Annotated in this window: 18 protein-coding genes and 1 pseudogene; 11 read left to right on the top strand and 8 right to left on the bottom strand. The window is 36.7% G+C overall.

The window, feature by feature from the left end; genetic code table 11:
- Positions 1-62: 62 nt before the first annotated feature.
- Both GGG_RS19700 and GGG_RS19695 read left to right on the top strand, forming a co-directional pair.
- Positions 63-401 (top strand): hypothetical protein, encoded by a 339-nt coding sequence (locus GGG_RS19700; RefSeq protein ID WP_010114618.1) that lies wholly within the window; start codon positions 63-65, stop codon positions 399-401.
- A gap of 68 nt (positions 402-469) precedes the next feature.
- Positions 470-778 (top strand): annotated as a pseudogene (locus GGG_RS19695) (ankyrin repeat domain-containing protein).
- A gap of 160 nt (positions 779-938) precedes the next feature.
- On the opposite strand, the gene GGG_RS0110190 reads toward GGG_RS19695, so the two are convergent.
- The 5 genes from GGG_RS0110190 to GGG_RS0110170 form a co-directional block, all read right to left on the bottom strand.
- Positions 939-2,003, bottom strand: coding sequence for a porin (locus GGG_RS0110190; protein ID WP_010114616.1), 1,065 nt, complete (start codon positions 2,001-2,003; stop codon positions 939-941).
- 219 nt (positions 2,004-2,222) lie between these two features.
- Positions 2,223-2,639, bottom strand: coding sequence for an HIT family protein (locus tag GGG_RS0110185; RefSeq protein WP_010114614.1), 417 nt, complete (start codon positions 2,637-2,639; stop codon positions 2,223-2,225).
- Positions 2,640-2,666: 27 nt separating this feature from the next.
- A complete protein-coding gene (locus GGG_RS0110180) occupies positions 2,667-2,936 on the bottom strand; it encodes a YARHG domain-containing protein (RefSeq protein WP_010114612.1) in 270 nt (89 codons plus the stop codon).
- 81 nt (positions 2,937-3,017) lie between these two features.
- Positions 3,018-3,890, bottom strand: coding sequence for an NAD(P)-dependent oxidoreductase (locus GGG_RS0110175; RefSeq protein WP_010114611.1), 873 nt, complete (start codon positions 3,888-3,890; stop codon positions 3,018-3,020).
- Between the two features lie 16 nt (positions 3,891-3,906).
- Positions 3,907-4,986 (bottom strand): alpha/beta fold hydrolase, encoded by a 1,080-nt coding sequence (locus GGG_RS0110170; RefSeq protein WP_227500495.1) that lies wholly within the window; start codon positions 4,984-4,986, stop codon positions 3,907-3,909.
- A gap of 152 nt (positions 4,987-5,138) precedes the next feature.
- Here GGG_RS0110170 and GGG_RS0110165 point away from each other — a divergent pair, with 152 nt between their 5' ends.
- The 9 genes from GGG_RS0110165 (at position 5,139) to trpB (ending at position 13,181) form a co-directional block, all read left to right on the top strand.
- Positions 5,139-6,326 carry an O-succinylhomoserine sulfhydrylase gene (locus GGG_RS0110165; RefSeq protein ID WP_010114608.1) on the top strand — a complete coding sequence of 396 codons (1,188 nt, stop codon included), beginning with the start codon at positions 5,139-5,141 and terminating at the stop codon, positions 6,324-6,326.
- Between the two features lie 108 nt (positions 6,327-6,434).
- Positions 6,435-6,764: a YbaB/EbfC family nucleoid-associated protein gene (locus GGG_RS0110160; RefSeq protein WP_010114606.1), complete on the top strand. Its 330-nt coding sequence runs from the start codon at positions 6,435-6,437 to the stop codon at positions 6,762-6,764.
- Between the two features lie 10 nt (positions 6,765-6,774).
- The gene (recR, locus tag GGG_RS0110155; protein WP_010114604.1) at positions 6,775-7,371 is read left to right on the top strand and encodes a recombination mediator RecR; all 597 of its coding nucleotides are present in this window, start codon (positions 6,775-6,777) and stop codon (positions 7,369-7,371) included.
- 350 nt (positions 7,372-7,721) lie between these two features.
- Positions 7,722-8,864: an HRDC domain-containing protein gene (locus tag GGG_RS0110150; protein WP_010114602.1), complete on the top strand. Its 1,143-nt coding sequence runs from the start codon at positions 7,722-7,724 to the stop codon at positions 8,862-8,864.
- Positions 8,865-9,042: 178 nt separating this feature from the next.
- Entirely contained in the window at positions 9,043-9,348 is a 306-nt protein-coding gene (locus GGG_RS0110145; protein WP_010114599.1) for a YcgL domain-containing protein, read from the top strand.
- Entirely contained in the window at positions 9,341-9,754 is a 414-nt protein-coding gene (locus GGG_RS0110140) for a hypothetical protein (RefSeq protein ID WP_010114598.1), read from the top strand. The genes GGG_RS0110145 and GGG_RS0110140 overlap by 8 nt, the downstream gene beginning before the upstream one ends.
- Before the next feature lie 20 nt (positions 9,755-9,774).
- On the top strand, positions 9,775-10,626 hold the full coding sequence (locus GGG_RS0110135; RefSeq protein WP_010114595.1) for a MoxR family ATPase: 852 nt from the start codon (positions 9,775-9,777) through the stop codon (positions 10,624-10,626).
- Between the two features lie 15 nt (positions 10,627-10,641).
- Complete coding sequence (locus GGG_RS0110130) at positions 10,642-11,829, top strand: VWA domain-containing protein (protein ID WP_010114594.1); 1,188 nt, start codon at positions 10,642-10,644, stop codon at positions 11,827-11,829.
- 143 nt (positions 11,830-11,972) lie between these two features.
- Positions 11,973-13,181 carry a tryptophan synthase subunit beta gene (gene trpB / locus GGG_RS0110125; protein ID WP_010114592.1) on the top strand — a complete coding sequence of 403 codons (1,209 nt, stop codon included), beginning with the start codon at positions 11,973-11,975 and terminating at the stop codon, positions 13,179-13,181.
- 128 nt (positions 13,182-13,309) lie between these two features.
- On the opposite strand, the gene GGG_RS0110120 is transcribed toward trpB, so the two are convergent.
- From GGG_RS0110120 to GGG_RS0110110, 3 genes are all read right to left on the bottom strand, one after another.
- Positions 13,310-13,741: a CBS domain-containing protein gene (locus GGG_RS0110120; protein WP_010114590.1), complete on the bottom strand. Its 432-nt coding sequence runs from the start codon at positions 13,739-13,741 to the stop codon at positions 13,310-13,312.
- 140 nt (positions 13,742-13,881) lie between these two features.
- A complete protein-coding gene (locus tag GGG_RS0110115) occupies positions 13,882-14,259 on the bottom strand; it encodes a DUF2750 domain-containing protein (RefSeq protein ID WP_010114588.1) in 378 nt (125 codons plus the stop codon).
- 155 nt (positions 14,260-14,414) lie between these two features.
- Positions 14,415-14,648: a hypothetical protein gene (locus GGG_RS0110110; RefSeq protein ID WP_010114587.1), complete on the bottom strand. Its 234-nt coding sequence runs from the start codon at positions 14,646-14,648 to the stop codon at positions 14,415-14,417.
- Between the last annotated feature and the right edge of the window lie 131 nt (positions 14,649-14,779).

Below are 14,779 nucleotides of genomic sequence, written 5' to 3'. Positions count from 1 at the left end.
ATTGATAAAGAATTTATAATATTTTCAGTATGAATTAATAAATAAGATAAAAGGATGCTTGTGTGAAGCAATATGCGATTCGGCGGTTATATAGTTATTTTGAAACAATTGAAGATGAAATAGTTGAAAATACTTTTGATGAAAGGTTAGAGTCTTTAGATAAGGAGATAAAATTACTATTAGAAAAGTATGGTCTTAAATATATTTGTCAAGATACGAGATTCATAGCTTCACAAAAAATGTCTGTCATACAGTGTAACCAATGTGAAAATCTCATGTTAAATCGGGATAAAAACCCTATGAGATTCAATAAGGAGCAATTATGGATCGACTTAGATACTGATTATAACTTTGTAGTATGGGATGGTGTACACCCAGTGAGATTATGGCTGGATATTTAACTGTCGCACTTGCTAGTTGAATCTGCCTTATTTAAAATGTCGAAAATGTACCTACAAAGAAAATGGTAATGAAACTCAACTCATTCTCCCCCAGTTCCCGAAAATGATGCAGAATTACGTCTTCCTGAACTTATGCTACATCTTTAGGTGATATTAAACAGGTAGAGCAATTATTATCAAAAGGTGTAAATCCAAATCAAACAGATGATGAAGGCTATAGTGCTTTACATGCTGCTGCTGAAAATGATCATCTGGAAATTGTTAAGTTGTTAATTCACAAAGGTGCAGATGTAAATTATAAAGCTGAATATACAGCTTTAGAGCTCGCAGAAATGGCCGAAAATGAAGTGATTATTGATTATTTAAAAAATCTATAAATTTTAAACACATAAATAAAAAGAAACCCCCATCGTCCTGATGGGGCTTTTGTAGTATGTATGTCATTATTTTTACTAAAGTCATTTTACAAAAGAAAAACCGAGTTAGTGATTAACTCGGTTTATTCTAAAAGCAGTTTTATTGATTTAAAGCTTTGATTTAGAAGTTATATTCCATACCTAAGCCGAAAACTGTTTTCTTATCATTGTCTACATACCAGTCACGTTTTTGTTGAGCAACTACACCGTAAAAACGTGCTTGTTTGTTGAAGTTGTAATCTACGCCAAGACCATATTGATCAATCTTGCGATCATTGTTTGTCCATTCTGTTTTAGCTGACTGATATTGTGCCTTTAAAGCCCATGGTGTGCTTGGAATACTATATGTACCAGAAACTACCCATGCTTTTTCTTTCAAATCTTTGTAAGCAACAACATCATCTGTAGGTTCAGCTTGTTGATATAACGCACCGAATACAAGGCCATCAGCGCCAATTTGTGTAAGGCCTATAGATCCAGTCACACGAATTGCATCTGAGTAGTATTTTTTACCATCAAGCGCATTATAAGCACCTTGCACGCCAAAGTTACCTGCAATACCTGTTGCTAAGCCGATATCTTTGTTTTCATAAGTGATTGAAGTTGAGAATGAATCAAGGCTATCACGTTTATTATCATCACCAGTTTCACCCATTTTAGGGTCTGTACTGCTTGATTCACCCGTTTGAGCTTGGACGTTGAATTGTAAACCAGGGATCAATAAATTTTTATCTGTTTCAAAACCGATAACGTTATTTAAACGTTCTTCACCATACATGGTTTTAGTGATATCAAGGTTAGTGTCATCATTGAAAATATCTTGATATTTTCCAGCAGACGTTTTGAAATACGAGTCGTATTTACCTGCTTTTAGTGTACCAACATTATTGAATTTAAGACCTAAGTAGCGGTTACGTGCGCTCCATTCTGCATCAGAACCAGCCCCATCTGTTGCAAAACCAAATTCAGCTAAGTAAACAACACCAACATTATCTGTTAATTTTTCTTCGCCTTTAACCCCAATACGAGAAGCGTTTGAATTTAATTGAGTTTCATTATTACCAGCAGCGGTTACATTATCTACTTGGTTTAAAGATACATTGAGTTTACCGTACAATGTAGGCGCTGCTTGAGCTGCGTTTAAACTAATAGTGGCGATTGCTGCAGCGAGTAGCACTTTTTTCATTGAGATTTCTCCAAAACATGTTCAATAGGCATTTGCCGTTGCTTTTTTTATTTAGTAAGTATTGAAATATTCATTGCTTACTAACTTGCATGCAGTATCAGCAAATTTTGTTACATGTTGGTGAAGAATAAATGACAGTTTGATGACGTGATTTGGTTGTTATATTTTTTGAATAAAAAATGAGGCTATAAAAGCCTCATTGATTTTAAAGGTTTTAATTTAAGCCAATGCTGCTTTAATTTTTTCAGCAAAACCTTTAATTTTTTCTTGATCACCCATTTGTGCTGCATGTCGCCCTAATTCATGTACTGAAGTTGGGATGAGATGGAAGTGAACATGCGGCACAGTTTGACCTGCTGATGCGCCTGAAAGTTGCATTAAAACAATACCTTGAGCATCTAAAGCTTTTTCAATTGCTTGTGCAATTTTCTGAACGACTTTGATGGTATAGGCGGCAACATCAGGATCAAGGTCTAGTAAGGTGAGTGCTGGGCTTTTAGGAATAACCAGCGTGTGACCATCGGCTTGAGGCATGATATCCATAAATGCAAGAACTTGATCATCTTCATACACTTTTATTGCAGGTAGTTCACCACGCAAAATTCGTGCAAAAATGTTCTGATCATCATAAGCCATGATTATTTCCTTAAATTAATAAAGCTATTATTTACAATTCAGTTGTTTCTGACGCTCTTTAATTGAATCAAGGCGTTGTTGTTCTTTTTCAGAAAATTTAGGTTTGCTGGTATAGCAATTATCATTGCCATATTTCGCTTTTGCTTCAGGATCTTTAAAACAAAAGCCTTTTGAAGCATAGATGACATTGTAATCATCTTGTAGTTTTTTACATTCTTGCACATTATCATCGGCAAAAGCTTGTGAACCCATAAGGATTGATAAAGCTGAAAATGTTGCAATTACATATTTATTCATGAGACGACCTCAAATTTGACATATCAGTTTGTCACTTTATTAGATTATAAGGTTTGATTGTGGTTATTCAATGGCGAAAAATTAATCCAATGTAATTTTATTCCATAATTCATACATTTTTATTGCAGTGGAGAAGTCACTATCAGGCTCCGCTAAGCTATTTGCAGTTTGAATTAAACTTTGAGTCAAACCAATAACAGGTGCTGAAAGCTTTGCTTCACGAATTAAATCAACAGCAATTCCTGTATCTTTGGCTAATAATGGTAATGCAAAAGTCAAAGGGAAGCTACGATTAAAAACACGTTGTGGTAAGACAGATTCTGTCACACCACTTTTTCCACTAGATGCATTGATACAATCGAGCGCTTCATTGAGGTTTACACCGTGTGCTTTAAGTGTTGTAAATCCTTCTGCAGCGGCACATAGGTGTACAGCCATCATCATGTTATTCACTGCTTTTACAGCAAATCCTGCACCTGAATCTCCAACATGTTTAATCAGTTTGCCCATTACTTGCATAGCAGTCAAAGCTTGATCAAATGCAGCTTTTTGACCACCAACCATAAAGGTTAATGTCGCATTTTCTGCGCCAATGGTTTGTCCACTCACAGGGGCATCTAAAAATTTTACATTTTTTTCTGCGAGTTGTTGTGATAGCTTACGTGCGGATTCAGGAACTCCACTAGTACAATCGACCCAAATTGCACCTGATTTTATGTCTACAGTTTCAATTAAATTTTCAACATCTTGGCTGGTAGGCAAGCAAGAAAAAATAATATCCGCTTGTACTGCTTGTTGTAATTCTACGGCTTGCGTATGGTACTCAGTTGCATGTTGTTTGGCTTTATCAAAATTTCGATTCCAGACATAAACCGTATCGAAGTGTTTCGGTAAATGGGCCGCCATGCGGTAACCCATTGCGCCTAAACCTATAAATGCAACTGAGGTATTCATACTATTCCTTAAAGTTTTAGATTTTTATCGAACGTTGTGCTAACCATTGAGCGAGTGTTGGCCAAAATTCATCTGCGCTTTTTTGACTCGACATCAGAACCAAATGCCCTCCGGGAATAAGAGTAAACGTGACATCTGTACTCTTTGTCAATTCGATTAAAGGCTTAACTGAATCAGCAGTAACCATTTGATCACCTTTACCTGCTCCAACCATCAATGAACAACCGATATTTTTGAGTTCGATTTTATGTCTGCTCAGATGAATAGCACCATCTTTTAACGGATTTTGTAACCATACATTAAATAGCATATCTTGGTTTACACCACCCGGATAATCAATCATATGATTGAGGAAATTTCCAAGCGTGGCATGTTCATGTAATAGTTGCTCATCATCGAGATTTAGAAGTAATTGTTTATGTCCTTGATACCAGCCTTTAGGATCAAGTACTTTAAAACCAATAGAATTCAATATTCCGGGGGTGTGAATCAGTTTTTTAGGAAGCCCGCCTTTATAGAGTGTGTTTTGTAATTTAGGGCTTTTTGTGATCAGACCATTGATCTTTTTGTACAGTTTACCAATACCACCAGAGGCATAACTATCAATAGGACTGCCTAATACAATTAAATTTTTAACATAATTGGGTTGTTTAAAGGCTGTATAAAGGAGGACGAAAATTCCAGCCATACTCCAACCATGCAGTGAAATTTGCTCACTTTTAGCGTGTTCACGAATTTTGTTAATGCAGTAGGGAATTGATTCATCAATAAAGTTCAGAAAATTCAGGAAACGATCATCATAATTGAGTTTGCCCCAATCCAATAAATAGACATCAAAACCTTGTTCTGAGAAATATTTGACCAAAGAGCGATATGGATAGAGGTCATAAATCGCCATATTAATGGCTAAAGGTGCTGTGAAAACCAGAGGTTCTTTAAATTTTCTTTCAGCCGCAGCGTAGTAGCGGATTTTAGTTTGGTTATGTTCTGCAATAACTTCATATGGTGTACTTTGAGATAACACCAATGACTCGCCATTGAAAATACGAGTAGATAAATTCTTTAATTTCGATTTTCGTTCTTGGAACTTCGTCATAATGTGTGCCATAAGTGCTTTTTGTCTCATTTTTGTACAGAATGCTCGAAGTGTAAGTGATAATTTTAGATTATACCTTGACCTGAAATACATAGCGCGCTCAAAATGTTGGCAATATTTTACAAAGGCAGTTTTAGAACTGAGTAGTTGAAATGAGCCAGCACGACGACATTGAATACCAACTTGATACATTAGCCCTTCGCACAGGTCATACACGTAGTTTTGAAGGTGAACATGGTGAGCCCATTTTCCTCACCTCATCATTCGTTTATGAGAATGCGGCGGAAGCTGCGGCTAAGTTTTCAGGTGCTGAACCAGGCAATATTTACTCGCGCTTTACCAACCCAACGGTATCTATGTTTGAGAAACGCTTAGCTGCATTGGAAGGCGGAGAGCGTGCTGTTGCAACCAGTTCTGGTATGGCTGCAATAATGGCTGTGGCAATGTCGTTCCTTAAAGCTGGTGATCACGTTATTTGTTCACGTGCAGTGTTTGGCTCAACAGTGTCGCTGTTTGAAAAATACGTTGCTAAATTCAATGTTGCTGTGACTTTTGTCGATTTAACAGATTTAGATGCATGGAAAAATGCAATTCGACCTGAAACAAAATTACTATTTGTAGAATCACCATCAAATCCATTGTCTGAAGTTGCGGATATTCAAGCTTTAGCAGACTTGGCACATGCACATGATGCACTGTTAGTCATTGATAATAGTTTCTGTACACCTGTGTTGCAGCAACCATTGAAGTTTGGTGCGGATCTAGTGGTTTATTCTGCGACTAAATATTTAGATGGACAGGGTCGTGCACTAGGTGGTGCTGTAGTAGGTAGCCATAAATTACTTGAAGAAGTTTTTGGTTATGTCCGTACCACTGGCCCTTCAATGAGTCCATTCAATGCGTGGGTATTTTTGAAAGGTTTGGAAACTTTACGCTTACGTATGAAAGCACATTCAGAAAGCGCACAGAAAATTGCTGAATGGTTGGTTGCACATCCAAACGTTGAAAAAGTTTATTTTGCAGGCTTAAAAGATCATGTTGGGCATGAGCTTGCTGCAAAGCAACAAACAGGTTTTGGTGGCATTGTTTCATTTGAAGTCAAGAATGAACGTGAAGGTGCTTGGAAAGTGATCGACAATACAAGATTTATTTCGATTACAGGTAACTTAGGTGATGCAAAGTCTACAATTACCCATCCAGCCACTACAACACACGGTAAACTTTCTCCTGAAGCCAAAGAAGCAGCAGGGATTCGTGAAGGTTTAATTCGTGTATCCGTAGGTTTAGAAGACGTTGATGATATTATTCGTGATCTTTCACATGGTTTAGATTTAATTTAATCAACAAACCCTAACTATTATTTAACAATTGCGCTAGGTTTGGATCGTTTTTGTTTTAAACCTAGATTACAATGGCGACCAAATTTAGGATTTTGTTCGGAGAATTTTATGAATATTAATATGCTGATGCAACAAGCTCAACGCATGCAAAAAGACATGGAAAGCAATGTTAAAAAAGCAAAAGAACAACTTGCTCAAACTGAAGTTCAAGCAGAAGCGGGTGGTGGTTTAGTTAAAGTCACAATGACTTGCCGTAACGTGGTAAAGCGTATTGAAATTAGCCCAGACTTATTACAAGACGATCCTGATATGATCGAAGACTTGATTGCTGCTGCAATGAATGATGCTGCACGTCAAGCTGAAGTGATTTCTGAGGCAAAAATGAAAGAAGCAAACTCAGGCATGGGCTTACCACCAGGTCTTTCGGGTTTGTTCTAAGGATTAGCAGGTGTTTAGCGACCGTTTTGATCAGCTTGTACAAGCCTTGCGAATCTTACCAAGTGTTGGGCCGAAATCGGCTCAACGCATGGCATTACACTTAATCATGAAAAATAAAGAAGGAGCGATTGGTTTAGCGCATGCGCTGAATGAAGCAACTTCTTATATTCATGAATGTAGTCTGTGTCACTCACTGACTGAAAACGAAGTTTGTGATATTTGTTGCTCAAATGACAGAGATGATCAATTACTTTGCGTGGTTGAATCACCAGCAGATGTCATGGCCATTGAGCAAAGTGGTAGCTTTAGAGGTAAATATCACGTACTCGGTGGGCATTTGTCTCCTTTAGATGGTATTGGTCCTGAAGAAATTGGTATTCCATATTTAGTGCAAAGACTGAGTGATGGCAAAATCACAGAAGTGATTTTAGCAACCAATGCGACTGTAGAAGGGCAAGCCACCGCACATTACTTGGTAGAAGCAACCAAGCATTTGTCTTTGCAAATGACCCGAATTGCTCAAGGTGTGCCGCAAGGTGGTGAGTTAGAATATGTGGATAGTCATACGCTTAGCCAAGCTGTGCATAATCGAATGCGTATGAAATAACAAGTCTAGAAAACGACTTAAGGGTTTGTTGATCTTTTGGATAAGTTTGCGATAATGCAATTGGTCTGAAAGGGTGAACAAATCCTTTTTTATTGAAAATTTTTTACATTTATTAAAAAGTTTTATGTAGACTCAAAAATGCAATTTAAGAAATGCTTATATTCATCATTTTTATAAAAAATTTTGTTTTACTTAGTTGTAAAAACTATATATAAAATGGTTACGCAATGTTAATTTTGTTGAAAAATAAGATGTTTATGGAGAATTAGTTGAAAAATCTTATATTTAAATTTTATATATTCAGGTAAAATCATATTTTATTTAAATGTAACATTTTGACACAAACTGACATGTTTCAATTTATCAATCAGCAGACCGAACTCGAAAATGTGTTGAATTTAATGCAACATACATCGACTTATGGTCTAGACACCGAATTTATTAAAGTCGATACGCTTTGGCCTAAACTCGGTGTGTTCCAAATCAATGTCAATGGTCAAGTGTTTCTGCTCGACGGTACAACTTTAGATTTACAAGTTTTTTGGAATAAGCTTTTTCAAGCACGACAAAATATTTTCCATGCATGTGGCGAAGATATCGATCTGATTTATCATTATTCAGAAAAGAAGCATTTAGAAAATGTGTTTGATACTCAAGTTGCTTTGTCTTTCTTAGGACATGGTTTGCAAGTGAGCTATCAGAATGCATTGAAGCTGGTACTTGATATCGATATTGATAAAGATCAAACTCGTTCAGATTGGTTAGCACGTCCGCTGACAAATGAACAAATGAATTATGCTGCCAATGATGTTTTATATATCATGCATTTGGCTGAAAAAGTGAAGACTGAATTAGAAGAAAAGAGTTTATATCAGCAAGTTATTGAAGATTGTCAGAATTTGACTTTTGAAATCGCCTTAGAAACACCAAAAGAAAAGCTTTACAGCGATATTGGAAATTATCGACATTCACGTAAACAATTGATGCAATTACAGCAATTAAGTGTTTGGCGAGAAGAAATGGTCAAAGCACTCAATCAGCCACGCAGCTTTATTCTCAAAAGCTCGACGATGATTGATTTGGTTGAAATGAATCCTAAAAATAATTTTCAATTGTCACATGTAAAAGGCATTCGTCCAAACATCGTGCGTGAACATGGTAAAACCATTTTAGATTTATTGAAATTTTTGCCTGAAGTAGATGAATGGCCGTTACGTATAGCTCGACCAATTAAGCATTCATCTAAAGGTGTCACACTTGAAGTAGATGAATTAATTTCAAATATTTCTTTAGAAACAAAAGTACCTAAAGAAGTATTGATGCGTAAGAAGTGGCTAAATGCTTTATATCATCATGTCGTATTTCATGGTGATGAACAGGATTTGCCACGTTATTTATTGGGCTGGCGTTATGAATTATTAACACAACCGCTCATTGGTATGTTACATAACGATCTGAATTATTTAAGCACTCAAATGAAAGTGAATGATTAATTCATAATCTCTTTGAGAGTTTTTACCTAAAAAGCTTTGGTTTAAGAAAAGATTTAGGCTTGGTTAAATATTTAACAATTGATCATAAATAACGACTGATGCGTTAATTTTCGATACTGTATCCGTCGTTTTTTTCATGTATGCTGTGATATGAGTTTAATTGAAGCTGTTGTTTAAAATGCATTGTGATATTTATAAATCGAGCAAAAAAGATGAGATGTATCTTTATGTGGCTCGTCCAAATCATCCAAATGAAGATGAGAATGTTGATCCTTTAGAGGTTTTGTCTGAGCCTTTACGTGCTGCTTTTGGTCGTGCAACGCATGTTATGCATCTTGATTTAAATGAAGATAGAAAGTTGGCACGTGTCAATGTGTTACATGTTTTAGATTCATTGAAAACAAAAGGCTTCTTTATTCAAATGCCGCCAGAGGGTTTAATTAACCCAAATGCGGTTGAACCAGAGGGACTACGTGGTGCTTGAACAGTTATCAGGAATATGGGCAAATTTCTTACACCTATTTGATTCTATACCAGAAGATAATATTGCGATCTCAGTCTATGTTCTTGGGACAGTTTTGATTTTATGGTGTTGGTATTCGATTGCAAAACGGTTGCCTTCACCCCTTGGTGGCATTACTTGGATCATCGTATTTGCAATTATTGCAACACCGACAATTTCTGAAGGGCCTAACTCTGAAGTCGCACCTGCTGTGTTTGGATTGTTATTTGGTATTTTAACCAAAGATTCTCCATTGATATGGTCAAATCTAGCATTGATCGTATTTGTCATAGGTGTGTGTTTGATTGTTGGGTTCTGTTGGTCTAAATACAAAGCCAATAAAAGTACGAAACAAAGCACTGTAGCAAAAAATATTTCACCACTTTAAATAAAAAATAAAGGTTATTTATGTCTGTTGATTCTCAACAATTCACAGGTACTGAGCAATATATTGCGACTGATAGTTTAAGACTGGCTGTAAAAGCAGCCCGTGCATTACAAAAGCCATTATTGGTGAAAGGTGAGCCGGGTACAGGGAAAACCTTGCTTGCAGAACAGGTTGCAGAAAGCTTAGGACTAAAATTGATTACTTGGCACATTAAATCTACAACCAAAGCGCAGCAAGGTTTGTATGAATATGATGCTGTTTCACGCTTACGTGATAGTCAGCTTGGTGATGATCGTGTTTACGATATCAAAAACTACATCAAGCCGGGTAAATTGTGGGAAGCTTTTACCAGTGAAGAACGTTGTGTTTTATTGATTGATGAAATTGATAAAGCAGACATCGAATTTCCAAATGACTTGTTGCATGAATTGGACAAAATGTCTTTCTTTGTTTATGAAACAGATGAGACGATTACAGCAACACAACGTCCAATTGTAATTATCACATCAAATAATGAAAAAGAGCTTCCAGATGCGTTCTTGCGTCGTTGTTTCTTCCATTATATTGAATTCCCTGATGAAGCAACAATGCGTGAAATTATCGCAGTACATTTCCCAAATATTTCAGGAACGTTAGTTTCGGAAGCATTGCAAGTATTTTTCAAATTACGCCAAGTTCCAGGCTTGAAAAAACCACCTTCAACATCTGAGTTGATTGATTGGTTGAGTTTGTTGATGGCAGACGATATGCCAGAAGATGTATTGCGTAATCATGATAAATCAAAGGCGATTCCACCACTGTATGGCGCATTGATTAAAAATGAACAAGATGTGCAATTGCTTGAACGTTTAGCCTTTATGTCACGTCGTTAATGGGAGAGTCGCAACATGTTTGTGCGATTATTTTATACCCTACGAAAATACGGTGTACCCGTTTCAACACGTGAGTTGATCGATTTAAACCAAGCAATCAGCCAAGGTTTAGTGTTTGCAGATCAAGATGATTTCTATCAATTGGTGAAAACGGTCATGGTTAAAGATGAAAGATTCTTTGACAAGTTTGACCGTGCCATGAAAGATTATTTTGAAGGTATCCATACCTTTGATCTTGATGATTTACTGAGTAAAGTTCAAAAATTACCCAAAGATTGGTTTGATTTAGAATTACTGGAAAAGCATTTAACACCTGAGCAACGTGCTGAATTGTTGAAAGCAGGTTCGCTTGAAGAATTGATGAAAATGTTGGAAGAACGCTTGCGTGAACAACATAAAAAGCATCAAGGTGGTAACCGTATGATAGGTACGGGTGGTACATCACCTTTTGGTGCTTTTGGTGATCATCCTGAAGGTGTGCGGATTGGTGGGCCAAGTCGTAAAAAATCTGCTGTAAAGGTTTGGGAACAGCGTAAATATCAAAATCTCGATGATGAGCAAATTTTAGGTACACGCCAAATGCAAATGGCTTTGCGTCGTTTGCGTAAGTTTGCTCGTCAAGGTGCCGCTGAAGAGTTGGATATTAACGGCACGATTTACGAAACGGCAAAACAGGGCATTTTAGATGTTCAAATGGTGCCTGAGCGTCGTAATCGTATTAAAGTTTTAATGTTGTTTGATGTGGGCGGATCAATGGATTCTCACATTGCACAATGTGAAAAATTGTTTAGTGCAGCCAAGACCGAATTTAAAACTTTAGAATATTTTTATTTTCATAACTGTTTGTATGACTATGTTTGGAAGGACAATCACCGTCGTTCTTCTACACGTATGAACACATGGGATTTATTCAACACCTATGGTAAGGACTACCGCGTCATCGTGGTTGGTGATGCGAGTATGGCGCCATACGAGTTAAAATCGGCTGGTGGTTCTGTTGAATATATGAATGAAGAAGCAGGTGATGTATGGTTATGTCGTTTGCGCAATCATTTTGAAAAAACAGCGTGGTTAAATCCTGAAGAACAGGGCTATTGGCACTATACTCAGACAATTAACATGATTAAGCAAATATTTGACGATCATATGTTCCCAATGACCTTAAAAGGCATTGAGGATATGACCAAGTATTTATCTCGTTAATTCAGATCTTTGGCATGTTTTTGATAGACTTTTGACAGGTAGTCGAATCTAAAAAAGATCTTAAATAGCTTAAATAGCTTAAATGATGTGTGAATTTCAAAACAGTGCTAATAAAAGCTGTGATGCTTAAATGAGGGATTAAGATGGATCATCAAATCAATGGCGTTGCTTTACCGAATGAAGCGGGTTTTTTCGGAGAATATGGTGGTCAATTTATTCCACCACATTTAAAACAAGCAATGGATGAGATTAACGTGGCTTATGAAGAAATTCGTAAAACACCTGAATTTCAAAATGAATTAGCTGATCTATTTGCCAACTATGTTGGTCGTCCAAGTCCTTTATTCCATGCTAAACGTCTTTCAGATCAATTGGGTGGTGCACAGATTTATTTAAAGCGAGAAGATTTAAATCATACGGGTGCACATAAAATTAACCATTGCTTAGGTGAGGCTTTACTTGCTAAGTATATGGGGAAAACCAAGGTCATTGCTGAAACTGGTGCTGGTCAACATGGCGTAGCTTTGGCGACAGCATGTGCTTTGGTGGGTATTCCATGTGAAATTCATATGGGGCAGGTCGATATTGAAAAAGAACATCCAAATGTCGTAAAAATGAAGATTTTGGGTGCTAAATTGGTTTCTGTTACTCAAGGTACAGCAACACTCAAAGATGCTGTAGACAGCGCATTTGAAGAGTATTTAAAAGACCCGCAAAATTATATTTATGCGATTGGTTCTGTGGTTGGCCCTCATCCATTTCCAAAAATGGTTCGTGATTTTCAATCTATTATTGGTCAAGAAATAAAAGTTCAAACTCAAGATCGTTTTGGTGCACAGCCTGATTATGTTGTGGCCTGTGTCGGTGGTGGTTCAAATGCAATAGGTGCATTCACAGCATTTTTGAATGATACCGATGTCAAATTGGTTGGTGTAGAGCCAGCAGGTCATGGTTTGGATACGGATATGCATTCGGCGACATTGACTTTGGGTAAACCAAGTCAAATTCATGGTATGGCATGTTATGTACTCGAAAATGAACAGGGTGAGCCTTTACCAGTGCATTCTATTGCTTCAGGCTTAGACTATCCGGGTGTAGGCCCACAGCATAGTTTCTTGAAAGATATCGGACGTGTTGAATATTCGACTGCAACAGATCAAGAGTGTTTAGATGCGTTTATGACACTTTCGCGAGTTGAAGGTATTGTCCCTGCTTTGGAAAGTTCACATGCAGTGGCTTGGGCGATTCGTGAAGCACCGAAGATGGCAAAAGAAATCAACATCGTTGTGAATCTTTCAGGTCGTGGCGATAAAGATGCTGATTATGTTGCAGGAAAATTAGGTCTAAATTAATCTGAAGTTTATAGATTCTGTATTGATCATAATAAGCTTAAAAAAACCTAGCAATTGCTAGGTTTTTTGTATTTCAACTTGGCTAAAATGCCGATGTAAAAATTTGATTAGACTGTCAAACTTGAACATTAACCTGAAATATATTGTTGTAACTGTTCAATCAATTTTCTTTGATCTTCCATCGTGGCTTTGACTAAATCACCAATCGAAATAAATCCAACCAGTTTTTCACCCTCCATGACAGGTAGATGACGTAAATGACCGTCTGTCATGAGACTTAAACAATCATCGACAGTATGACTTGGCGTAACTGAAATGACTTTTGGCGTCATAATCTCAGCAACTGTTGTATGGTCTGAGGTACGTTGCATCAGCGCAATTTTACGGGTGTAATCACGTTCAGAGAGAATTCCTACGACTTTAGAATCTTGAGTTACAACCACAGCACCAATCCCTTTATTTGCCATGAGCGTAATCGCTGCAAGTACCGTGGCAGAAGGGGAAATGGTATGAACCTCTTGTCCTGCTTTGTCTTGAATCACTTGTGCTACTGTCGTCATAATTATTCTTCCTTTTCCAATGATGCTTATACTGCATCCTTTTAACTTAACTGTATTTTTAAAGTTTGAAAATACTTTGCAGTCAAAAATATAACAATAAATTTTTACAGTGATTTTAAAATTCACAAACGATTTATAAATTAAATCGCTTGAAATTGAATGTTGTTGTTAAAAAAGAAATGATGCATTTGAGTTGTTGAAAGTTTAAATTTTCGTGATGATGAATTAAACAACGCGGGTTTAACATTGAGTCGTTTCAATGTAGGCAGCAATGATTCTTCAAAATCTTTGGGTGTGATTTTTCGAGGTGTATAATGTGGCCAATGTATTTTTGCATATTGGAATGCTTGAACTGAATTGAGCCAAAAGGGGAAGAAGACTTCATTTTGATCTGACTTCATTGCCCAGCCTTCGTGGTACAGACCCCACAAAACGCCACAATACATTAATGATTTAAGAACCGAAATTTTAAGAAACAACTCATTAGAGATGGGTTGAAGGTGAATATATTTTTTCATGATTTACAATCGTGTCTATCGCACCAACCATTCTAAAGCAAAATGACTCAAGAACTGTTGGCACTTTATATTGAATCGTAAGAATTTATTAAATTTGAGTGAAAAGTAAAACATTTAAACGAGGTATTAAAAAACGCCACCGAGGTGACGTTTGACTAGGCTTGCATTGTGGCCATTTTTTGCCAGTACTGCGCTTTTAGTGAATCTCGTTCTACGCGGAAACCTTGGAAATAAAGTTCTGCAAGGAACGTTGCTGCTTTACCATGTCCAGCTTTTGCTGCATCTTCTAACGCTTTAACCGCATCTACAAAGTTCATTTCACATTGAATTGTATTTACTGCATTTGCATAAACATGTTCTAAGTCTTGATGAGAGATTTGATGAATCATATATAACTCCTTATTGTAATTATGATCTTTAACTTAGCTCCCCATCGGAGCCTATACTTAACTAATCTAACTTAACTTTATTAAACTAATATTACAATTTACTTTACTTGTCAAGTAATTTTAAAAAGGGA

Source organism: Acinetobacter sp. P8-3-8 (assembly GCF_000214135.1).
Classification (GTDB): Bacteria; Pseudomonadota; Gammaproteobacteria; order Pseudomonadales; family Moraxellaceae; genus Acinetobacter.
Note: the sequence above shows the minus strand (reverse complement) of the source record. Positions and strands in the feature narration are given on the sequence as shown.